The 23,948-nt window shown below is 44.4% G+C and carries 12 protein-coding genes; 5 read left to right on the forward strand and 7 right to left on the reverse strand.

Translation table 11 applies throughout. The features are described 5' to 3' along the window. The first annotated feature begins 293 nt into the window (after positions 1–293). From B5F78_RS05520 to B5F78_RS05535, 4 genes are all read left to right on the forward strand, one after another. Complete coding sequence (locus B5F78_RS05520; RefSeq protein ID WP_087406228.1) at positions 294–3,410, forward strand: hypothetical protein; 3,117 nt, start codon at positions 294–296, stop codon at positions 3,408–3,410. 208 nt (positions 3,411–3,618) lie between these two features. Continuing rightward, positions 3,619–8,577 (forward strand): ATP-binding protein, encoded by a 4,959-nt coding sequence (locus B5F78_RS05525; protein ID WP_087406229.1) that lies wholly within the window; start codon positions 3,619–3,621, stop codon positions 8,575–8,577. A gap of 9 nt (positions 8,578–8,586) precedes the next feature. Beyond that, positions 8,587–9,228 carry a hypothetical protein gene (locus B5F78_RS05530; RefSeq protein WP_087406230.1) on the forward strand — a complete coding sequence of 214 codons (642 nt, stop codon included), beginning with the start codon at positions 8,587–8,589 and terminating at the stop codon, positions 9,226–9,228. A gap of 331 nt (positions 9,229–9,559) precedes the next feature. Continuing rightward, positions 9,560–11,146: an ATP-binding protein gene (locus B5F78_RS05535; protein WP_087406231.1), complete on the forward strand. Its 1,587-nt coding sequence runs from the start codon at positions 9,560–9,562 to the stop codon at positions 11,144–11,146. 276 nt (positions 11,147–11,422) lie between these two features. Here B5F78_RS05535 and B5F78_RS05540 read toward each other — a convergent pair whose 3' ends face one another. From B5F78_RS05540 to pckA, 7 genes are all read right to left on the reverse strand, one after another. Beyond that, positions 11,423–13,462, reverse strand: a complete 2,040-nt coding sequence (locus B5F78_RS05540) for a hypothetical protein (RefSeq protein WP_140400046.1) — start codon at positions 13,460–13,462, stop codon at positions 11,423–11,425. An 88-nt stretch (positions 13,463–13,550) separates the two neighbouring features. Further along, a complete protein-coding gene (locus tag B5F78_RS05545) occupies positions 13,551–14,183 on the reverse strand; it encodes a nitroreductase (RefSeq protein ID WP_140400048.1) in 633 nt (210 codons plus the stop codon). Between the two features lie 179 nt (positions 14,184–14,362). Continuing rightward, entirely contained in the window at positions 14,363–15,880 is a 1,518-nt protein-coding gene (nanU, locus tag B5F78_RS05550) for a SusD family outer membrane lipoprotein NanU (protein ID WP_164470540.1), read from the reverse strand. Positions 15,881–15,902: 22 nt separating this feature from the next. Beyond that, positions 15,903–19,169: a SusC/RagA family TonB-linked outer membrane protein gene (locus tag B5F78_RS05555; RefSeq protein WP_087406233.1), complete on the reverse strand. Its 3,267-nt coding sequence runs from the start codon at positions 19,167–19,169 to the stop codon at positions 15,903–15,905. A 226-nt stretch (positions 19,170–19,395) separates the two neighbouring features. After that, on the reverse strand, positions 19,396–19,965 hold the full coding sequence (pdxT, locus tag B5F78_RS05560) for a pyridoxal 5'-phosphate synthase glutaminase subunit PdxT (RefSeq protein ID WP_087406237.1): 570 nt from the start codon (positions 19,963–19,965) through the stop codon (positions 19,396–19,398). Positions 19,966–19,980: 15 nt separating this feature from the next. Continuing rightward, positions 19,981–20,856 (reverse strand): pyridoxal 5'-phosphate synthase lyase subunit PdxS, encoded by an 876-nt coding sequence (gene pdxS, locus B5F78_RS05565; RefSeq protein WP_013618076.1) that lies wholly within the window; start codon positions 20,854–20,856, stop codon positions 19,981–19,983. Positions 20,857–21,170: 314 nt separating this feature from the next. Next, the gene (gene pckA / locus B5F78_RS05570; RefSeq protein ID WP_087406234.1) at positions 21,171–22,775 is read right to left on the reverse strand and encodes a phosphoenolpyruvate carboxykinase (ATP); all 1,605 of its coding nucleotides are present in this window, start codon (positions 22,773–22,775) and stop codon (positions 21,171–21,173) included. Positions 22,776–23,120: 345 nt separating this feature from the next. Here pckA and upp point away from each other — a divergent pair, with 345 nt between their 5' ends. Next, positions 23,121–23,774 carry a uracil phosphoribosyltransferase gene (upp, locus tag B5F78_RS05575; RefSeq protein WP_087212513.1) on the forward strand — a complete coding sequence of 218 codons (654 nt, stop codon included), beginning with the start codon at positions 23,121–23,123 and terminating at the stop codon, positions 23,772–23,774. Positions 23,775–23,948: the final 174 nt, after the last annotated feature.

Here is a 23,948-nt window from a genome sequence, read left to right on the forward strand (position 1 = left end):
TACAATATAAAAAATCCAAGACAAAGATAGAAATAAAACCTCTATCTTTCTTGATAAAAAGCCTCCAATCTCAATAAAACAAAACAGGCCCTCATACGGAACATTTTACCAACAAGCCTTAATATCAGACACGAATACATCTATAAATCAAATACTTATATACAATCCGTCAGTAGCCGGCGCGGCTACTGACGGGGCTTTCCGCCCGTTCTCTCCAGAATATGGCTGTACTTGTAAAGACTTGAGTTAGAACGATTTGAGTTTTTTAATTTATAAATTAAATTTTATTTGTTATGAGAAAAAAGTATTTAAGTGCACTGCTGTTCGGAGCGCTTTTGTTCGCTTCAACAGGAACTTTTACCTCTTGTAAAGACTATGATGATGACATCAACAATCTACAAGAACAAATCAGTGGCCAGGAAGGTGTAAGCGCCAAGATTACTGCGATAGAAAGCACTATCAGCAGTTTGCAATCTGCACAAAGCGGTTTGCAAAGCGCAATTGACGCTGCCGAAAGTGCAGCCCAACAAGCTGCTCTGGCTGCTCAAAACGCTGCCATTGAAGCTGCAAAGGCTGACTTGGAGGCTGCAAAGGCTGAACTGCAAGCTGCCGCTACTGCAGACAAAGAAGAGCTGCAAGCTGCTATTGCTACTGTTAACGAAACATTGGCAGGCATTTCGGGCAGCATCCAGACTTTGGAACAGTTCAAGACTAACACTGAAGCTTCACTGGAAGCCTTGGCGCAAGCTGACACCAATTTGCAGAACGCCATCACCGATCTGGAAGCTTCTGTGGCTGAAAACGCAAAGCAGATTGCTGCCAACAAAACTGCCATTGAGGGACAGCTTGCTGCTTTGGAAGAATATAAGGCTCTGACAGGTGCAGACATTGATGCTTTGAAAGCTTCAATCGAAGCCATCGAAGCTGGTCAGTTGACCGAAGAAATGGCTAACAAGATTGCAGAGCAGGTGACTGAAACTGTTGGTGCTGAACTGGATGTGATTTCTGCTGCATTCAGCAAGGCTGTAACATTTGTGACCGTTATGAACTATAAGTTGAATGGTAGTAACAATAGCATTGTTCAAGGTGCTCATACTACTTTGGATTTGCGTACTGCCGTTGCACGCGTAGATTATACATTCGGTAAAGACGAAGTAGAAGCCGGTGTGTACGAAGTCGCTAACCAACGTGAATTCAAGAAAGGCGAACGTGCTTTCTTATCCGATTCTATCGTTATCCGCGTATCTCCAACCAATGCTGTGCTGACTCCGCAACAAATTTCATTTGTTAGCTCTGATAAAGCTACCTTGGATGATTTGGTAACCATCGAAAGCGTAGAACCTGTGAAAGGTGTGGCTACCCGCGGTATTTCCGCTAACGGCTTGTGGCAAGTGAAGTTCAAATTGAACGAAACGAACTACAAAGATGAAGCTTATAATGCCGCTTCTAAGTACGACTACAAAGAAGGCATGGAAGTAGAAAAGATGAAAGAGCTTAAAGACATCCTTTATGCCGTAGCTGTTAAGGATACTCCGGAAGACACCGAACGTTACGTAACCAGTGAATACAATTTGACCTTGGGCAATGAGTACGATTATCATTACAACTTACAGTTCATGGTTGACGATGTACCTTATTATAATATACGTAATCGTTATTACTATGCTGAAGAAAAAAACAACGACTATACCAATGATAATGACGGACGTACTTGGGTTGTAGATGAGAATCAGAATTTGTTGTTTGATAAAGCATGGGATTTGGATGCTGAAGGTGAACTTCAAGAAGATGGTACAAATTTCTTGACTGAAGTAGATGGAATTGATGCAGGTTACACACGGACAATTTACGGTAATAAACAAGATTGGTATTATGGTGGAGATGAACGAAATTCACAAAATTTCTTCATGGCTAAACCTAATGAAGCATTTACTGTAAGACTGGGTTATGAAGATCAACCTGAAGCAGATTTGGCAGGTATCTATGGTTTCTATGTGACACTGGATTCACAACGTGCCGTAGAAAGTGCTCCGTCTGAAATCAATGCATGGAACTCTTATGCTGGAAAGATTGAAGGTCTGAATCAAATCACCACTTCAAGAGAAATCACTTTGAACATTAAAGACGAAAGTGCTAATGGCGATATCATCGGTTTCCGTGTATATGCCATCAATCAAGATGGTACATTGGTTGACCCGGACGGTAAAGCGTTTTATGTATCTGTAGGCAATATCGCTCAGGTAGAAGTAACAGATATTAAGTATACTCCGACCGATATTAGTTCTACTGTTATCGAAGAAATTCCTATACCTGCCGAATTGACCCAGTTGTTCAAACAAAGTATGTACTACCGCATGACCGATTGGACGGTTGATTATGAAAACAATCCGGTTGTAAGCAAAAACGGCAATACCTATAAGTCTGGATTTAATGTTGAATTCGTTGATGAAAATGGCAATCGGACAAACCCGTACAATGCAGAGACAATGAAGATTGTGTTGTATAGCAGTCCTTCGATGTACAAAGACGGTGGAACTTATAGCGGAACCTTCAATATCAGAAATGAAAAAGAAGCTGTTGTAAGAACTGTTAAAGTATCGTTCACTAAGGAAATGCCTACATTCCCAGCTGAATTCTCTATGAAGAATAACCAGTTGACAAACGGTGCTAAGGAAGTGGTTGTAGATATCCATAACTGGAATAATAATCTGGTTGTTCATAATTTGGGTACTGCATTCAATGGCATTTCTACAGCAGATAATGCAATTGTAGACTGGAATTATACATTCACCAGCGATAACGATCAGATTGTATTCAACTCTGATTTGGACAATAACGCTCGTTATGGATTCTATCTTAATGTAGATAACATGGATGAAGCAGCTAAACTCTTCTCAGATAAGAATACTACTGATAAGGTTTACAATGTGACTGTAGGATATGTTTACAAAGACATTTCTTCTGAATCTGATGATAATGACTACGAAGTAGATGCTCCGGCAGACAAGAACTTCAAGATGAGATTGGTTTGCGGTAACGGACTGACTTCGGAATGGAAGAAGTACGATGATAAGAAAGCACCTGTCCATGAAAAGATTGTTTATGGCAGTACTACCCCTACCCGTATAAAAGCTGCCGATATCTTGAAACTCAAAGAAGGCAATACTGATATCACAAGACTTACCGCTAACCAGATTAAAGATTGCCATTTGGCAACAGGTGGTGTAAACGATGAATACTTCAAGGTTTCGTTTGATGCAGACGCTCAAGAATTCATATTCACAACAGTATTGACGGAAAATCCGCCGGTATCTGACATCAAGGGTGCTGAATTGAAGTTTACTTTGGTTGACGTATTCGGACATGAAAATCCGGAAAGTTATAAATACATTGATATCACGCTTAAATAATACAAAGGTGGTAATCAAAGTGATTTAAATAACCAAATGCTTACCTAAGATAAGAGAGGCGTTCTCAATCTTGTATTGAGGATTGCCTCTCTTTTCTTTATTTATCTTTATGCGATTATGCCTTTTGCACATGATAGTTATTATTTGTGAAGGTTATCCATTGCTCAGCACTGTAATATGACTTTATCGAAACCTTAACTCTAACCAGATGAAAGCAGGAGAAAAGCCCCAAAATATGTTTAATGAATACACGTCGAACATCGACCATATACTCATCCCCTTGCCCGGTTTCCAGCAGTACCACCAAACGAACTCGGACAAGCTGGGCGACTATGGATTTGTAGGCCGCCGCACCATTATCAGCAAGCTGAAAAACTGGATTTCCAATGAAAAGACCTTGACCGGTGCCTATCTGATAACCGGCTTTCGCGGCATGGGGAAATCAAGCTTTGTGGGGAAAGCATTGTACGAGCTGGTCCGGCACCAGCACCGTCCCGCTACCAGGATCTGTTTTGATGTAATCAGGGTGCTTTTCCCGGTTTGGACAATCGCAAGCTGCATACTCGTCAGGGGGACGGAAAGCTTCACCAAGCCTTGCGGGTGGGGGTTGACTTTGTGCCTTATCCTGTTGGCGGGCATCATCCTTTTCTGCACGCACACATTAAGGTTTTGCCATAACAGGAAGGGGGCAAACACGGAAGAGGAAAAGGACGTGGACAATGGCAACCGGAAAATACAGTATATCCCTATACATATCAACATCGGCAACGAGCTGCTTTCGCATAACGACGAAATCCTGCGGCTGATAGTGAAAAGCGTGCACGATGAGTTTGCCAAATATGCCAATCGCCCGGAGCGGCATTGCCTGCCCTCGTTTATAGTGCTGTGCCTCCATACGGTTTTAACCACTTGGATTGCATACGAGATTCATCCGCTGCAGGTCAATCTTACAGACATCCAAAACAACTGGATACTCTTCTTCACGCAAGCGAGTGACTGGTTCTTGAAAGAATACCGGATACTTGCCTGCGGTCTTGCCGTCGCCATATCTTATGGCCTGATGCACTACGCCTGGAAAAAAGCCTGCATATTGGCCTCCCATTTTTCGTTTCCTACACTCGAAGGCATCAAAGAGAATATACACCATCTTTACCTCCGTAGCATAGCAGCCATCGATGAAGATTATTCGTCCGTATTCCAGCGGATTCCGATGATATTGAAGAAAAAGAAGTTTGACCGTGCTTCCGTCCGTGAGATGGAACAGTCGCTGGTGGATATATTCGAGGAAATAGACAGCCTGCGTTTCCATCACGTACGGTTTGTCTTTGTCATGGACGAACTTGACAAAGTAGAAACGCCGGAAGACGGACTTCTGCAACCGGACGAAAACGACGGCATCCCTGCGTATGAGTTGTCGGCCAGCGGCTTTTCGGGCACTATGAATGCGCGGAAAAGGAAGAAAGAGCTGATGAAGACCCTTGGGAATATGAAATATTTCCTTTCCACGGTGAAAGCAAAATTCATCTTCATTGCGGGGCGTGAGTTGTATGACGCCTATCTGGCCGATGTCTCCGACCGCGAATTTGCGATAAGCAGCGTGTTCGATGGCGTCATTAACGTGAACAGCTTCTTTAAATACGGCGATTCATCGGCCGACATTACCGCCATGGCAGAACAATATATTTGCCAGTTCCTTTTTGCCCCAGGCGAGGCGGATAAACCTAACCTTGCCGATTACCACCGGTATGCCAACAAGACCTGGCTAAACAAGGAAAAGCGCAACTTCCGGAACACGTCTTTCCTGTACCAGTACGTGATGTACCTGGCATACATGAGCAACGGTTCCCCCAAGAAAATCGCCGTTTATTTTGAAAAGGACATCCGCAGCCGTGAATATCTCACACGGGTCAAAAAATACGTATTGGAAGACGATTACAGCTATTATCTCTCGTTCGGCATCAAGGATATACAGAAGATAGGCTTCATCCATTACCTTGCCTACCCGATCATGCAGGCGATGATCAGCAAATCGAAAATCTATGAGGACAGGCTGCTGGTATCCACTTCGTTTATGATCAGCCATGTGTTCAAATACCATAATATAGGGTTTTCATGGAGGAATCTGGAACATATTCCCGAACTGCTGGACATGAACCGGACACCCGAACTGCGCGATTTCCTGAGCACCATCATTGCCCTGTTGGGGCAGACGCATCTGGCAACGGTCCAGTCGGGGCTATACCAGTTCAAGTTCCCGATGAAGATATCGGAAGAGATTTCTTTCCTCTCGAAGCGGATAGAGGACATCTCGGCATTGTTCCATTTCTCGAAAGACGGCTCCTTGCCCGTCAAGCGGCATTATATGCATTTGTTGGAATACTATACAAGCAAGAGGAACCGGTTGTCGGACACAGACCTCCATGCGCTTGCCAGCATCCACCATATTCTTGCCGACATCTACTTGGCAGACGAAGACTACTCGCAGGCCATCTATGAATACCAGACAGGGCTGCAGCTTGTCGTCAACCAAATTAAAGGTTCAGATTTCAATGAGGATGCCCATTGGATTTCGAACATGCTGTTCATTGTGCGCAACATGCTTAAGCTGGGGGTCGCTTATGAAAAGAGGAAGACATTCGACTCGGCATACACCACCTATAGCGAGCTGGGGAAAAGACTGATAGACTACCGCCTGCTGGATGAGAAAGCGCTTAGCCTGAAATATAAGATAGAGAACGATGCCAGTCTGCACAGAAAGGCTGTGCTGTATAAAGCGAAAAACAACCCGACGCATCAGAATAAAGGGAATACTTCAGGATGGGAAAGCGATACCCCACCGTCATACGCTTTTCAGGCAGACCATTTGAGCTACGAGCTATCGCGCATCCTCTCGCCTGAGAAATATGCCGTCTTGATGCGGCAATCCTTTTTCTACGACCTCCGCCTTGCCTACCTTCCTACCCTTGCCAAACTTTCTGTACTGGAGAAAATGGAAACGGAAGGCATAACGCGCGACAACCTGGAGCTTGCCGAATCAGAGTTCTTCTACCTGCATGTCTTTGTCAATGATTCGGACAAGCCCATGATATATTCAGACTTTTTCCAAAAGCTGGGAGACATCCTTTATTACAAAAACGGGCTTACAAAAGCGAGTGACAACAACCTGTTCCGCTCCATGGAACTGAACGGGTTTGACTTGAAGTGCTTTGCTGACAAGCTGACCAAGGAATTGTCATCCAGCTTCAATGTGAAGTATTTTGAGTGCAGCAAGAAAATCGGCGGCATGTTTGACAGCCCTTTCCAAGAGACGGAAGGGCTGGGGGACATACACAGCGTTGCAAGATACATTTCCAAAAAAACAATGCCAGAGGCTGCTCATTGCGGTTGTACAGAAAAGGTTGAAAAGTTATTGTACGAACTGAAAGTTGACGATAGCCTGCTCCATAAGTCACAGGATTGCATGCGCCACCGCAACGTGCTTTTCGAAAAGGGAAGAAGGCTTCCGTGTTATGCCTGCAAATACTATAACCTCAGTTTCGATTCCATTATAAAACGTATCCTCAACCTTTCATACGGCGAGAAAGGGAAATCGAAAGCGGTAGGCTTGATGTTGTGGCTCATCGGGCACGGCACCCAAATGGCAAGTATGCAAGAAACCCATCTGACCTTGATAGCCAACACGCTGAAAGGGCTTGCCAATGTTATGTTAGGCTGTTCGGATGACAGTTGTAAAATCAACAGGTATTTCCTTGAGAAGCTGTTTGCATCGTTCTACAGTTTCTATGAAAAGGGAAACTCAAAGGAATGCAATGCTACGTTCGACCTGGATGACGAGTTGACTTCCTTGGAAAAATCCATCTTGCTGTATATGGAAGCCGGTATATTTTTCGACAAGGCAGGCAGCGAGAACAATGCCGTCCTGATGTTCCGCCAAATCCTTGAAATCTTGAATTTCTACCTGCGCATAGCCCGGCATTTGGACCATGAGGGAGAAAAGAACGGCAGGATAGACGCCATTACCGCCTTCTTGACGGATATAGAAAGGCTGGTGAACCATATCATTACCATCCTGTATAGGCGCTACGACAGTGTGAACATGCTGGAAATTGAAAAAATGAAGGACCTGTTCGGGAAAGACATTGATGAAGACGTGTCTTTGCACAAGCTGCCTTTGTCGCCCGACGTGGAAGAACTGATTTACCGGTATCTGTCATTGCGCATCCGGTGCAAGAAGTCCGAGTGCATCAAAGACATTTATTCCAGCAACCTGATGGGCAGGTACAAACAAATCAACACGCTAAGCCAGAATATACAGAACCTGCGTTTTAAGTTCCTGATGAATGAAACAATTTTCGACAGGGTATTCAATATCAGAAGGGACAAAGGAGGGTTCAATTTCGACACGTTGATAGGTTCGATAACCACCTGTTTCGAAAGCAGCGAGGATATCAGCGACATACTCCGGCAATATGGGCTGGAACCTGAAAGATATTCCGATCCGTTCAAAGTAAAAATAGACGCTTTAAACTTTTTCGTTGTTGACAATTTGACATGCTTGGCGAAAATAGCCGACATTCTTCTCCCACTCAACAATCCCACTCTATTCATTTCCTACTTTTTAGGGGATATCAATCTTTATACCGAATATTGGAGAAGGCTTTACAACGCTTTGTTGCTGCTTTATAAAGATGCTGACAAGTATGCGCACGGTGACATTATGAACAACCGTGAGGACAATGATGCAAACGGCGAGACACAGACAGAGTACATGCAAGTAAAGAATAAAGAAAGCTACAAGAAACTGTACCGCTACATTGCCAATCATAAAGGAAGCGAGGAACTGAGCCCGAAACTGAGGGATTTCCTGAAATCGAAAGCCGGAAGCGACGGACTGGAACGTCTTGCGTGGAACTATAATGCAGAACTGGCCGTGTTGAACTACAGCAAGGCTATCGAAATGCATACCGAAGGACGTGCATATAAAGACATAATCCCGACATTGTATTTTTTAGACGATGACCTGAACAATGATACCCTTCAACAGCAGCTGGCCATCGAGCGGTATCTGATAAACAGCGGAAATCTGGACAAGCGGATTGCACAGATGCGGAAGAGGCTGGAGCCTTCCCGCATATTTAAAGTGGAAAATTATGTTAAACTTAAATAATACAAGCGTATGGACGAAAATGCAACAGACCTTAAAAAGCTCCTTAGAGAGTACTTGCAAGAACATGCAGGCACAAAAAATGAGACTATGGTATGGATAATTGGAACCGTTTTTGTTGCAATTGTCTTCATAGGCCTGATTGCCTGTTTATGCAAAGCAAATGATGAATGCATAGAAATAATCGGCAGTTTTTCAATGACAATGGCAGTTCCCATTGCATTAATCGTCATATGCACGATAATATGCGGAGCCGTATGTTGTTGTAAAAATAATAAAAAGAATGACGGAAGCAAAGAATATTATGATTTTCTCCGTTATTTAGTCAATGTGACAATGGAACTGGAAAAGAACAAGCAAAAGACGCCAACAGATGATGAAGTATTGAATAAAATACAGGACTCTATCAAAGAAAGCATCTCCCAACAAGTAACGGATATGTTTCCCGATGAATCGAAAATAACAGAGCTGATTCGCAATGAGATACGGTTGGCATTGCCGAAAGAAGCTATAGAAGAGGCTATTAAAAATGGATTAAGGGAGGCAAAATCTATAAAAGAAGATGCGGACAGTAACCCAAATCCTGCTATTGGGAAATTTCTGGATATAGACAAGGTGATAGAGATAATCAAGGCCACTTATGGGAGCAATTAGTCTATTATACTATGCACATTTTCATACCGTACAAAGTATAATATTTATCAGTCAAGAATGTCAATCAGGAGTTAAAAGGGAGTTAGATGGAGTTATCGCCCACTTGGTGGGCTGGGAGTTAGATGCCAATACCTCTTACATTGTTTTCAGAAGCAGGACTATTGGTCTTTAACTCCTGAACGAAGTGATAACTCCTGTGAAACATAACTACGTTTAACTCCTGATTCGCATCAATAAAAAACCATAAAAAAGCGGCTTTTTTGAGCCGCTTTTTTATGGCCCCTTTCAGAATAATTTTGTTTCTTTGCGTAAATCCAAAACTTGATGCACGATGAAGTACCCGATAGGAATCCAGAGCTTTGACCAGATTATAGAAGACGGTTATGTATATGTCGACAAGACCGGTTTGATTTACCGGTTAGTGAACGAGGGGAAAATCTATTTCCTGAGCCGTCCGCGCCGGTTCGGCAAGAGCCTGCTGGTCTCTACCTTGAAATGCTATTTCCAAGGGCGGAAAGAACTGTTCAAGGGGCTTGCTATTGACAAATTGGAAACCGAGTGGGCGGAATACCCCGTGTTCCATATCGACTTTAACGGGACTGACTTTACAAGATCGGGCAAACTGGATGATATCATAGGAGGTACGGTCGGCACATGGGAAAAGGAATACGGGCGAACTACAGAATTTGAGGATATAGGCAAGCGGTTTGCCTACGTGCTGCAGCAGGCGCACCAGCGGTACGGCAGGCGGTGCGTGGTGCTGGTAGACGAATACGACAAGCCGATACTCGATGTGCTGGATACGGGATACACGGCCACGATAGACGGGAAGGAGCGTCTGCTGGAAGACATCCATAGGGAAATATTAAAGAGTTTCTATTCCACCTTTAAATTGGCGGATGAAGACCTTCAGTTCGTGCTGCTGACGGGCGTGACCAAGTTCTCTCAGGTAAGTGTGTTCAGCGGGTTCAACCAGCCGAGCGACATCAGCATGGACGAGCAGTATGAAACGCTTTGCGGCATCACACAGGAAGAGCTGGAGCGTTATTTTGCCGAGCCTATCAAGGCATTGGCTACAAAATATAAGGTTACTGAAGAAGGGATGCTGGACATGCTGAAGCACCGGTATGACGGCTATCACTTCAGCGGCAACCTGACGGACATATACAACCCGTTCAGCCTGCTGAACGCGTTTGCCAAAAAGGCACTCCGTGACTATTGGTTCTCCAGCGGCACACCCACCTATCTGGTCCGCCTGCTGAACCATACGCAGGAGGACCTGAACGGAATGACCGGCAAATATTACGAGGACAAGGAGTTTGTCGATTATAAGGCGGATGTGGAAAAGCCCCTGCCGATGATTTACCAGAGCGGATACCTGACCATCAAGGGCTACGACAGTGATTTCGGTACATTCCTGCTCGACTTCCCGAACAACGAAGTGAAGAGCGGCTTTGTATCGTTGGTTGCTTCCAGTTATTTGCAGCCTCAGGAAAACCTGGGCGGCTGGATACGGAGTGTGGTTGTTTCCATGCGTCAAGGCGATTTGGAACAACTCCGCAAGCTGTTTACTTCTTTTCTTGCCAGTATCCCATACTCAATGCGTGCCAAGAAGGACGAGGCGGAAAAGGAACGCTTCTTCCACTATACGCTTTACCTCATCTTCCGCCTGATAAGCGTCTACACGGTCTATACGGAGAAAGAACAGAGCCAGGGGCGTGCCGACTGCATCGTGGAGACGGATGACTACATCTATATTTTCGAGTTCAAGCGCGACGGCACGGCGGACGAGGCTTTGGCGCAGATAGAGGCGAAAGGCTATGCCCGACCCTACGAAGCCGACCCGCGCACCTTATATAAAATAGGTGTGAACTTCTCTTCCGAAACGGGGACGGTGGAGGACTGGAAAACCGTCTGATTTACTATTTGTCTATTTGCGATTTTCTATTCTATGTAGGGGCGTATCGCATACGCCCTGAATGCGCCAACTTATCCACGCGGATGATTTCAGGGCATATGCGATACGTCCTTACAGTTCATTGGGTGAAATGTGGAATTCATTTTTTCATATCCGTAATTTAAAGGTTAATGTAAAGATAAAAAGAAAGGGAGGCGTTTCCCATTATGAGATTGGGAACGCCTCTCTTATCTTAGTAAGCAGTGTTAATTCTGAATTGTTTTGCTTAGGCTGTTATTACTTCGCTGCTTTTACAGTTACAGACAGAGTCTTAGTAACACCGAATACGTCAACCAATTCGAACTTGAGAGTTATAGGCTCAGTTGTACCGATATTATTAGGCAACTGAATCATGATGCCACCTGGAACAGCAGGCAAACCTTCTTTCTTATTCGCTTGTTTAGCTGGCAAGTTAACGACAACAACCTTATCTTCATAAGGACCTGATACTGCCCAACCATTGGTCTTAGTATAAAGATTTTCATAGAATCCTGCATAACCTTGAGTAATAGTTATTGAACCATCTGGATCAACAACTGCAGTTCCTGCTGTACCTACAATAATACTACCCTTAGCCTTATCAAAAATAGTCTTACCATTTTTATCTACTGCAGTGATATTTGCATTTGCAAGAACGAAATTACGTGCAAAACCTTCAGTATCTTCTTCAAAGCCTTGACGTTGGTTCATTTCATCTCGCGGATCAATATTACCATCAGCTGTAATACCATCAAATAGATAGAATGGATTACCTAATGCATCGGTCAAAGTGAAATCTGTATCTTTCAAGATAACTTCACGGGTTACATTATTAGAAATGTATTCAGATGCTTTAGTCTTAACTTCTTTTGCATCACCCAGTAAGCTTGCAAATACTAATGTAAAGTCTTTTACTTGCTCTTCTGTTGCTGGATATACTCCATAGAAATTATATTCAGCGAAGATTTCAATTTCGCTACTGTTAACATCACCCTTGTGAATATAGGTCTCCCATTCTTCAGCCTTACTTGAATAAGCAATTTCTGTTAACGGTGCATTCAATTTGTCATAAGTGTAATCCATAATTTTACCATCATAAATGTTATATTTAGGATTACCTTTCAGTACATAATATTCTGCATTAGGTATAAATTTGCTATATTCCTTTTCATATGCAGTAGTGAATGCTTCAAAGAGCGGAGCATACATATAATTACCAACTTTATCACCATACAGTCTCAATTCTGTATCGCTGGTCCAAATAGCCTTTTCACCGTTTTCACGAGTGATATCCAAAGTCGGTTGAGTAAATTCAAACGGCAATACGATAGATGCTACCGGAGTCTGGGTATCTTGATCGTTTACAGTCAAAGTCAACTGGTATGCGTTGTTCAAGCTGAAGTTGTATGGATATCCATAAGATACACAGAACTGGAAAGTAATGGTATTGTTCTTTGTGTCAACAGAATAACGGACATTGTGACCCATATCGTCATTGTCATTATCTTGGTTATTGTCACCTTCACCACCAATAACGGTCAGTTTCACGGAGTTGTTTGCAATTGCACTATTCCATACTGCTTTTTCTACATCACTCATTCCGTTAAGCAATTCAGTCAAAGAGTATGCTTCAGTATTCAATGCAAATACTTTTTCGCCGTTATTACTCCAAATCCAATTATCAATCCAAGTCAATTCTTTGTTGTCTTTTCCATCAATGTATTTTGCATCCATCGGAACATTCAGGCGTTCTAATGTTACAGTATGTTCTGTAGCCATTTCTTCGCGCATCAATGCAGTAAATATAGGCGCTTTATCACCCTCTACTACAGTTCCGTCCATCAAAATATAGTTGTAGACCAATTTAACAGAATTGTTTACACCTGTGTCTCTTGTATATCTGAAAGAGTGTCCATCGTTAACGATTTCTGCGCCATACAGCTGAACAGCTTTCAGATTGTCTGCAGATTGTTCAAAAGTCAACCAATAGTCGTAAACGGCATTGGCATCAACAGATGAAGTTGAATAAGTCGGAACATATTCCTTATTTACAGCACAGTTAGTCAGATTATTAGGATATACTTCCACTTTGCCTATTTTCTTCAAGCTTGCGCCCAAATCATAAGCTGTCTTGATGGTGGTGTTGCCCAACGTTGCAGTCAACGACAAAGCGTGCTTAGCACCATCATTAGCCTTGAACAACAGGTAGTTCTTCGTTCTTGCGTCTTCAATATCTTCATAACGGGTAAAGTCATGCGGCAAAACCCATACGCCGTTTGCAGAAGTTGCTCTTGACAATACGCCTTCGTATGGAACTGCATCCTTAAATAAGATTACATTATGCCTCTGTTTTTTCTACATTTAAATTTTGCAATAGTGATATATTTCACTCGATAAATTGGATTTTGTCTGCTTCACGAGGCTTGGCGGTTGGAGTCTCATCGGGATAGCCGAAGCCGATGCAATATAACAGTTCGTAACCTTCACTGAAGTTTAGCTTTTTCAAGTATTCAGCCGCTTCAGGACTCTTCATAAAGCGGGCGGGACTTCCCAAACAACAACTTCCTATCCCCATAGACCAAGCTGAAATCATCATGTTTTCAGCCAACAAACCGCAGTCGAAAGGCGAACTTTCTGATTTTGTATCGTGCCCGATAAAGACTACCGTAGGTGCATTGCGGAACATATTGCGGAATGTAGAGTCTGACGCGGCTTTCGGATTGGCTTTCTTATATAATTCGGTTATGCCGTTAATATAATTGGGATTGTCTACGACACGGATTTCCCAAGGTTGGCGGTTCATGGCATTGGGGGCATTGATACCGCATTCGACAATAGTCTGCATCTTTTCACGCTCTACCGCCTGCGGTTTATACTGGCGGATGCTACGGCGTGACATGATGGTTTCCACTACTTGATTCTTTACACTGTCTTGGGTAACTTCGGCGGTTGCCTGTGTTTGTCCTCCTCCGCACGCCATCAGGGGCAGAAGCAGGGTTGCGATTAATACGTGTTTCATGAGTTTTTGAGTTTTTAAGTTTGTGAGTTTTGTTGGATTTTACCACAGAGGGCACAGAGTATCACACAGGAATGATTTTTTTAGAGAAAAACGCTGTGTCCTTTGTGGTAAAAATCCAATTGCGAATATACAAACAATATGATAAACTCAAAAACTCATAAACTTAAAAACTCACAAACTTATTCGTATCCCGGTGTTTGTGTCAATGCCGGATTATCTGTCATGGTGTCTGTATCGATGGGCCAAAGCAAATGGTCCGGGTTTTGCAAGGACGAATATTTCATGACGTATTCTTGTCCGAAACGGCGAAGGTCGTACCAGCGTTTTCCTTCGAACATAAACTCGCGCAAACGTTCACGCAAAAGCACTTCGTTGATTCCTTCGTTGTCTCCTGCCAGATGCGGATAACCCATTGACGCTTCCTCGTACGCTCCGGCATACGCCCGCTGACGAATCTGATTGATTTCTTCTGCAGGGTCACTGCCAAGCACCGCTTCCGCCTCTGCCTTCAGCAATAACACATCGGCATAACGGTAAATGGGGTAATCGTCGCAAAACTCCCGGTATGAAGCGCCGGCAGGTGTCATGCCCCGGAATTTATAAGCAAAACAACCGACGTATGCAACCGTTCCTGATTCGTCTTTGCTATAAACAGCCCGCAATGTTCCGCTCAAGCGTGTGTCTGTTTCATCAAACTGGCTGTACAGTTCTTCGCGGAGCGGATAATATACATTGCCGTTAAAGTTCAGGCTGATGGGCGAACCGTCGCTTTCGTAATAACTGCTCAACGTGGTCTGTTGCGGCACCATGCGGTTGCGCCATTCTCCGTTAAACAAATCCGCCTCGTTGTAAGCCGCATGCAGCGAGAAGATAATTTCGTTATTGCCCTTATTTTCGTAATCGAACACAGAGGCAAAATCGGGCAGCAAATCCAATTCTGTACGCGAGATATGCGTCTGCACATCGTTCAACGCCTCTAAAGCTGTCTGTGCATCAGCCGTTCCGCCATTCATTTGCCTGCTGGACCAAAGGTAAGCTTCCGCTTTTAAAGTCAGTGTTGCCGCCTTCGACCACAACGAACGCCCGGCACGGAACGAATAATCGTCTCCAAAAGCTGTTTCAGATGACGCAATATCGTCTTTGATATACTGCATTACGGTTGACGCATCCGTAGCCGGACGCTCTAAGTTGCCTACTTCAAAACCTAAACTGGGGTCGGCATTCCATACTACATTGCCCCACGAGCGTAATAAATGGAAATAATAGAAGGCACGCAGCCCATACGCTTCGCCCAAGTAATAATTGCGGTCGGCTTCACTTAATAAGTCTGTGGTTTCAGCCCGTGAGAGAAACAGGTTGATTTGATTGATATTGTAATACAGTCCGCCGTAATTCTCAATGCCCGGACGTTCTTCGGTCAGTGTATTGGAAGTGATTTCTTCTACCTGATTGCTTTCGCCCGTCCAGCCGATGCCTGTATTGTAAATGTCCGAACGCAATTCGCCCAACATAAACAGATTTTGCGCATCGGCATCACGCAAGCGGCTGTGTATGCCATACATGAAGGAAGTGAAATGCCCTTCGTTCTTCCACATATTTTCATCGGTAATTTCGCTGATTGGGGTCATATCCAGGCAACTGCTAAATGAGCATGCCGCTATCACGCCCAAAACTGACATCTGTATTGTTTTCTTCATAATCATCATACGTTTTTTAAAGTTAGAATGAAATAGACGCACCGACCAATACGGTACGCGGAGTCGGATAACGTCCGGTATCGACTCCCGGATAAACCAACGGAGCTTCGGGAGACGTGCCGCTATATCCCGTAATGTAAAACAGATTCTGCCCTGTAATATACAATGAAACATCGGTGCTATGAATCTTGGAAACCCATTTCTCAGGCAGCTTCCAACTCCATGTCAATTCACGCAAAGCCAAATAGTCGCCCTTTTCATAGAAACGGGAACTACGGTTGTCTACGCTCGTAATGTCACTTCCTGCCGTATCGCGGTAAAGGTTCTTCTTATTGGTGGAATCATCGTAGTATGACTTAGGCAGGTCTGTATCCGGATTTTCGCTTGTCCAGCAATCCAGCCCGTCGGCAATGATGTTCTTGAATCCGACCGACTGCCCGATAGAACGCATCGCCACCATGTTCAAGATGGTATGCCCGACTGCAAAGTCGAACCGCCCGTAAAGCGAGACATTTTTATACGAAAGGGTAGTGCTGAAGCCGCCGGTCCATTTCGGATAGATGTTTCCGACCTTTACGCGGTCCAGCTGGTCAATGACATTATCGCCGTTCAAGTCTGCCCAAAGCACATCGCCGGCTTCAATCGGCTTGGTCAGTCCGTAACGTTGGCGGTCTGCCTCGCTGACATTCGGCCCGTACAGTCCTGCAATCATATCCATACGGTTTCCTGCCAATTGCGCCACTTCGCTTTCGTCTCTCAAGATTTTTACCTGCTGATATGCATAAATATCGCCCAACGTATGACCTTCCTGGTATCCTCCTACCCAAATGACCTGTTGAGATGCCGGGTCCCAAACTTGAGATCCGCCCTGACGGTTGTTCTCATTGCCATTATCGGGCAATTTCACAATTTTATTGAACACATACGAAGCGTTAAAAGAGAAATTCCAGTTGAATCCTTTCGGATTGGAAATCAGGTTTAGGTTGCCTTCCACCTCGAACCCGCTGTTACGCAACGTTCCCAAATTGGTCTTAAACGAATCGAATCCTGTGTACCCGGGCAGGTTTACATCGGTCAATAAGTCGGAAGTCGTACGGTTATAATAATCCAGAATCAGATTGAAACGGTTGTTCAGAAAGCCAAGGTCTAAACCTGCTTCGAAAGATTTGCTCTTTTCCCAGCGCAGTTGCGAATTGATAACTGCCGTATTCAGAATGCCGTTCACTCCGTTATACGGATGTGTGCCGCTGGCTTGCCCGTACAGCCCATATACGTCGTAATTGTTGATGCCGTTCACATTGCCGTTGATGCCGTACGAAATACGAGGCTTTAGCGTAGAGACCACATTGGCAAGCGGGCTGTTGTGAAAGAAAGCTTCTTCGTGGATATTCCAACCGGCAGACACCCCCGGGAAGAATCCCCAGCGGTTGTCGGACAAACGGGAAATGCCATCGTAGCGGGCTACAGCCGTAAACAAATACCGGCGTTTGTAATCGTAAGTCACCCGTCCGAAGAACGAAGCGATGCGGTATCCTTCACGGTATGAATACGCAGTCATATTTTCGTTTCCCGATGCGTTCAGGGTAGGAATATCATCGAAAGGTGCTCCCTGGCCGGTTCCGCTGTATTCGGTATACTGATTCTCAAAATATTCCCCTCCCAGCATTGCCGAGAAATTGTGGTCTTCTTTAAACGTATCGGTATATTCCAGCTGCACGCTATGCTGCTGCTGGATGGTGCGCTGATAATCAAACGAAGCCTTCCGTTCTGTATTCACGTTCCAATAGTCACGGTATTCCTTATCGAACAATTCCCTTGTATAGTCTTCATAATAAACCGAACTGTTTTCGCGCAAGAACAGCTTGTCTTTTATCAGTTCCAAATCGGCGCCGATATTCAGCGTTGTCTTACGTGTATTGTTCTTATTCGTCAGTTTGTCCAGCCAATAGAGCGGATTGCCGTCACGCTTGCCGTAGCCATAATTAGGCGACCCGTCGTCGAAGAAAGGTTTCCAGGTAGGTTCCATACTCTGCATACGCTCGAAAAGGTCTGCCATGTCGTCGTAATACAATTCCGGAGCAGTAGAGGTGGAAAAACTTACTCCTCCTTTGATATTCAAAATGGGCAATACCTTATAATTCCCGTTCAACGTACCGCTGAACCGGCGGTATTCCGTGCCTTTTACCGTTCCGTCTTCGGAATAATACCCTAATGATGCGGCGAACGTGCCTTTTTCGCTTCCTCCGTTAAAGCTCAAGTAGTGGTCTTGTGTAAAAGCAGGGTCTTTGTACACCTCGTCACGCAGGGTAGTCCCGTAATCCTTGAATACGATTTGCCTGCCTGTTACCGGATCGGTCATTTGTTTCCAACCTTCTTGCAACAAGTTCTCGTTCCCGTCCAAATAGCGGATTGCATACTGGTCAGGGTTATTGGCGCCGTATACGGCACCGTATCCTCTTGTATTGTCGATATCCGTAATGCTTCCGCCCGAGTACATGCGCCCCAATCGTCCGAAACGGATGTAATTCTCGGCATCCATGTATTCGTAACCTTTACGGGCAAAGTTCATGCCTCCTTTAAATTTATAAGAGACTTGGGTATGTCCGGCTTTCCCTTTCTTCGTCTGCACCAGAATCACGCCATTATTGGCACGGGCTCCATAAATCGCTGTAGAAGCGGCGTCCTTCAATACCTGAATCGATTCGATGTCGGAAGGGTTGATATCGTCCATGGAACGGACTACGCCATCGACTACCACCAAGGGGGAACCTGCGCTTTCTATTCCCGCCCCGCCACGCAATACGATGGTAGGCGCGCTTCCCGGCGCTCCGGAAGTATTCGTTACACGCAAGCCGCTGACAGTACCCTGCAAGGCTTGTGCCGCATTAGAAAGAGCTGCGTTCTGCAAGACTTTCTGGTCCATTTTCGAAATAGCCGTAGTCATCGTGGAACGCTTCTGCTTTACGCCATAGCCTACTACAACCACTTCGTCCAAGAGTTCGGAATCTTCGTGAAGAATGATTTTCAATTGCTTTTCATTCACCGCCCGTACGCGCTGTGTCTCAAAACCGATATAACTGATTACCAACGCCTTGCCTTTCTCTACTTGCAAGGTAAATTCGCCATCCAAATTGGTAATGGTTCCGTTTTCGGTTCCTTCTTCCAGTACAGTAGCTCCGATAACAGCTTGGCTGGATTCGTCTAAAACCACTCCATTTACAGTCAGACTCTGCGCCATAAGCTGCACGGTGCACCACCCGTATAAAATCAGAAAAATGCTTCTTTTCATAAATTATATATTAAATAATTGTTATTCATGAACTGTTTTTCACCCAACCCCTTGGATGTACACATAAGAAGCATGCCTCTAAAAACCCGGTGCAAAATTATATTTTTTCAGCATTCCGTGTAATTATCGGCTTATTTTTTTCATATTATTTAAACGATGGGAACAAAAACAGCCGTTGTGGTAATCTCGGATAAGAATACTCACAACGGCGTTAAAAATCAATTGCTTATACCTTTTTTACCATCTTCTCGATGAAATAAGCATGTACTGTAGTATCGTCCGTCAGTTCGGGATGGAACGAGCAGACCAACATGTTCTTTTCACGTGCTGCTACGATGTGCCCGTCTACCGTTGACAAGATTTCCACCTGCGCGCCTGCCTTATTTATATAAGGAGCACGGATGAAAGTCATGGGTATTTCTTGTCCGGCAAACAGGTCATGAGTGAAGAAACTGCCCAACTGGCGGCCGTATGCATTGCGTTTCACGCAGATGTCCATCACTTGCAAGTAGCGCTTCGGGTCGTTTTCTATTTCATTTGCCAATAGAATCATACCTGCACATGTACCGAATACGGGCAATCCTTCTTTCACCTTCTCCCTAAGCGGAGACATCATATCCAGGCTATTCAAAAGCTTGCCGATAGCCGTACTCTCCCCGCCTGGTATAATCAGCCCGTCCATGGGGCAGGACAAATCGGATAATTGGCGGATTTGAAAATGTGCTACACCCAAGTGGTCCAACATCTGTTCGTGCTCAAGGAAAGCTCCTTGCAGCGCCAAAACACCTATTTTCAGCATATCCTTTCCCGGTTATTTTCCTCTTTCTGCCATCAACAGGGTGATTTCATCTTCGTTAATGCCTACCATGGCTTCGCCCAAATCGGTAGAAACCTCTGCCAATAACTTAGCGTCGTTATAGTTGGTTACGGCATTGACAATGGCACGCGCCCGCTTTTCGGGATTGCCAGACTTGAAGATACCGGAACCGACAAACACACCTTCAGCCCCCAGTTGCATCATCAAGGCGGCATCGGCAGGAGTGGCTACACCTCCGGCAGCGAAATTCACTACGGGAAGCTTTCCGTTTTCGTGTACATACCGCAACAAGTCCAACGGCACTTCCAGCTCTTTGGCCTCATTGTACAGTTCGTCTTCGGCAAGTGCCTGTACGCGGCGGATGTCGCGCATCATGCTGCGCATGTGAGTCACTGCCTGAATCACATCGCCGGTGCCCGGTTCTCCTTTGGTACGAATCATCGAAGCACCTTCTGCGATACGGCGCAATGCCTCGCCCAGGTTTTTAGCTCCACAAACGAACGGTACCTTAAACTGGGTCTTGTCTATATGGAACACACCGTCTGCCGGCGACAATACTTCACTCTCGTCGATGTAGTCGATTTCCAACGCTTCCAATATCTGTGCTTCCACAAAATGTCCGATACGCACTTTCGCCATCACAGGAATACTGACAGCTTCCTGTATGCCACGTATCATCTTCGGGTCGCTCATACGGGCAACTCCGCCCGCTGCACGGATATCAGCCGGAATGCGTTCCAATGCCATAACCGCTACTGCACCTGCCTGTTCGGCAATCTTTGCTTGCTCCGGAGTCGTTACATCCATGATAACGCCTCCTTTCAACATTTGAGCCAAATTCTTATTCAGCTCGTACCTTTCATTCTTCATCTTCTACTAAAGTTCTTAAGTTTGTAAAACAAGGAAAATATAACAAATAAAGCAACATGGTAATTTTAAGAGCCTATTTAAATTTTCCAATAAAGCCATGTTGTACTGTAAAACGGTATCAAAATGTGCATTTTGATGAACATAAGTGAGTGGACCGTTTCACATAAGTAACCCGGGCGTTTCACATAAGTGAGTCAGCCTTCTCACTTATGTTCGTTTGAGGGAGCTTTTGGCTTGAACAGCATTTAAACAGGCATTAAAAAAGCGGTCCTCTACGAAAGAGGACCGCTTTGCCATATAGGTTGAGATTGAAATTACAATTTCGGACCAGCAGCAACCAAAGCCTTACCAGCTTCGTTACCTGTAAACTTAGCGAAGTTCTTGATGAAACGTCCAGCCAAGTCTTCAGCTTTCTTAGTCCATTCAGCAGCATCAGCGTAAGTGTCACGCGGATCCAAGATTTTCGGATCAACACCCGGCAATTCTGTCGGAACAACGAAATCGAAGTAAGGAATAGTCTTAGTAGGAGCTTTTTCGATAGAACCATCCAGGATAGCGTCGATGATACCACGAGTATCACGGATAGAAATACGTTTGCCAGTTCCGTTCCAACCAGTGTTAACCAAGTAAGCCTTAGCACCAGTCATCTTCATCTTCTTAACCAATTCTTCTGCATATTTAGTCGGGTGCAATGACAAGAAAGCAGCACCGAAGCAAGCAGAGAATGTCGGAGTCGGTTCAGTGATACCACGTTCTGTACCAGCCAACTTAGCAGTAAATCCTGACAGGAAGTAGTACTGAGCCTGTTCTTCGTTCAAGATAGATACTGGAGGCAATACACCGAATGCATCAGCAGACAAGAAGATAACTTGTTTTGCGTGAGGACCTTTAGAAACCGGTTTAACGATGTTGTTGATGTGGTAGATAGGATAAGAAACACGAGTGTTTTCAGTTACGCTCTTGTCAGCGAAGTCAATCTTGCCGTTAGCATCTACAGTTACGTTTTCCAGCAAAGCGTCACGTTTGATGGCGTTGTAGATATCCGGTTCAGATTCCTTATCCAAGTTGATAACCTTAGCATAGCAACCACCTTCGTAGTTGAATACACCTTCGTTATCCCATCCGTGTTCGTCATCACCGATCAACAGACGTTTCGGGTCAGTAGACAAAGTTGTCTTACCTGTACCAGACAGACCGAAGAAGATAGCTGAGCTCTTGCCTTCTTTGTCTGTGTTAGCAGAACAGTGCATAGAAGCGATACCACGCAACGGGTTGAAGTAGTTCATCATAGAGAACATACCTTTCTTCATTTCACCACCATACCAAGTATTCAGGATAACTTGTTCCTTAGTAGTCAAGTTGAAGACAACGGCAGTTTCAGAGTTCAAGCCCAGTTCTTTGTAGTTTTCAACTTTAGCCTTAGAAGCGTTGTAAACAACGAAGTCAGGTTCGAATGATTCCAGTTCTTCTTTAGAAGGACGGATGAACATGTTAGTTACGAAGTGAGCCTGCCATGCAACTTCCATGATAAAACGAACTTTCAAACGAGTAGCTTCGTTAGCACCGCAATAACCATCTACTACATACAGTTTCTTGTTTGACAATTCTTTTGCAGCCAAAACTTTCAAAGCATTCCAAGTTTCTGTAGTAACAGGTTTGTTATCGTTTTTGTATTCTTCAGAAGTCCACCATACAGTGTTTTCACTTGTAGCGTCTTTTACCAGGAATTTATCTTTAGGAGAACGACCAGTGTAGATACCAGTCATTACGTTTACTGCACCCAGTTCAGTTACCTGACCTTTTTCGAAGCCTTCCAAACCAGCTTTTGTTTCTTCTGCAAACAATACATCGTAAGAAGGATTGTGTACGATTTCTACGGTTCCAGTGATACCGTACTTAGTAAGATCTAAATTTGCCATTGTTCAAATGATTAATTGGTTATTATATCAAATGTTTAGTTATTGCTTGATGTTCTCTTTAGTTAGCTTCAAAAAAGATGTTCTTCAACACATCTCCCTTGTTTTTCGCGCTACAAAAATAGTGGTTTCTTTTGAATCCGAAGCAGATATTATTGAAAAAAATCCGTAATTAGCAAAGTTTTATACTTGTGTAACAAATATGCTACACGGAGTTTGCAATTGCCTTGTTTCAAAAAAGATACCCCTCACCCTCTTTACCACGAAACCTTCGGGGCATAGCATGACATTTTTACACAAATGTCCTTTTTTCTTCGTACCTTTGTGAAAAATTATCAAGCGAACATCATGAAGATTATTGATTTTAGTACCAGCAACACACTGTTAAACCAATTCCTTGCCGAGATGCGCGATGTCAACATCCAGCAAGACAGTTTGCGATTCCGGCGGAATATCGAACGTATCGGGGAAATCATGGCATACGAAATCAGCCGTGACCTGCCTTATGAAGAGAAGGTGATACGCACGCCGCTTGCCGAAGCAGTGGAAAACATACCGGCTGTCCGTCCGGTTATTGCGACCATTCTGCGTGCAGGGCTTCCGCTCCACCGAGGATTCATCAATTATTTCGACCATGCCGAGAATGCTTTCGTATCGGCTTACCGCAAATACATCGATGAAGATCATTTCGACATTCATATCGAATACATCGCTTCTCCAAAACTGGATGGAAAAACATTGATTCTTACCGATACGATGCTTGCTACGGGTGCTTCTATGGAATATGCATATGAAGCCTTGCTGACCAAGGGAACGCCTGCGCACGTACATATTGCTTCGGTAATAGCCAGCCGACAGGCTGTAGAACATATCCAGAAAGTTTTTCCTCAAGAAAAGACTACCTTGTGGTGTGCTACTATCGATCCGGAACTGAATGCTCACTCGTATATTGTTCCGGGGCTGGGCGATGCAGGCGACTTGTGTTATGGCGAAAAAGAATGACTTCTGAATTGTGCGTGCAGGCGTGCGGAGAAACACGTCTGCACACATTCTCAGTCTGGGATATAAGAAGCTGTTTTGAATTTATCGTGCGATGATTTGGGATGAGTTTTTGAGGCATTTTCGCTTTTGTGATGAGGAAGATAGCGGGCTATCTGACGAAGAACAGGAGCGAAA

Source organism: Bacteroides sp. An279 (assembly GCF_002159615.1).
Lineage (GTDB): Bacteria > Bacteroidota > Bacteroidia > Bacteroidales > Bacteroidaceae > Phocaeicola > Phocaeicola intestinalis.

What these genes read in the sequence shown, in the direction of transcription:
- B5F78_RS05520 (WP_087406228.1), top strand. Translation starts at nt 294, where the DNA reads ATGAGAAAAAAGTATTTAAGTGCACTGCTGTTCGGAGCGCTTTTGTTC.
- B5F78_RS05525 (WP_087406229.1), top strand. Translation starts at nt 3,619, where the DNA reads ATGAAAGCAGGAGAAAAGCCCCAAAATATGTTTAATGAATACACGTCG.
- B5F78_RS05530 (WP_087406230.1), top strand. Translation starts at nt 8,587, where the DNA reads ATGGACGAAAATGCAACAGACCTTAAAAAGCTCCTTAGAGAGTACTTG.
- B5F78_RS05535 (WP_087406231.1), top strand. Translation starts at nt 9,560, where the DNA reads ATGAAGTACCCGATAGGAATCCAGAGCTTTGACCAGATTATAGAAGAC.
- B5F78_RS05545 (WP_140400048.1), bottom strand. Translation starts at nt 14,183, where the DNA reads ATGAAACACGTATTAATCGCAACCCTGCTTCTGCCCCTGATGGCGTGC.
- nanU (WP_164470540.1), bottom strand. Translation starts at nt 15,880, where the DNA reads ATGAAGAAAACAATACAGATGTCAGTTTTGGGCGTGATAGCGGCATGC.
- B5F78_RS05555 (WP_087406233.1), bottom strand. Translation starts at nt 19,169, where the DNA reads ATGAAAAGAAGCATTTTTCTGATTTTATACGGGTGGTGCACCGTGCAG.
- pdxS (WP_013618076.1), bottom strand. Translation starts at nt 20,856, where the DNA reads ATGAAGAATGAAAGGTACGAGCTGAATAAGAATTTGGCTCAAATGTTG.
- pckA (WP_087406234.1), bottom strand. Translation starts at nt 22,775, where the DNA reads ATGGCAAATTTAGATCTTACTAAGTACGGTATCACTGGAACCGTAGAA.
- upp (WP_087212513.1), top strand. Translation starts at nt 23,121, where the DNA reads ATGAAGATTATTGATTTTAGTACCAGCAACACACTGTTAAACCAATTC.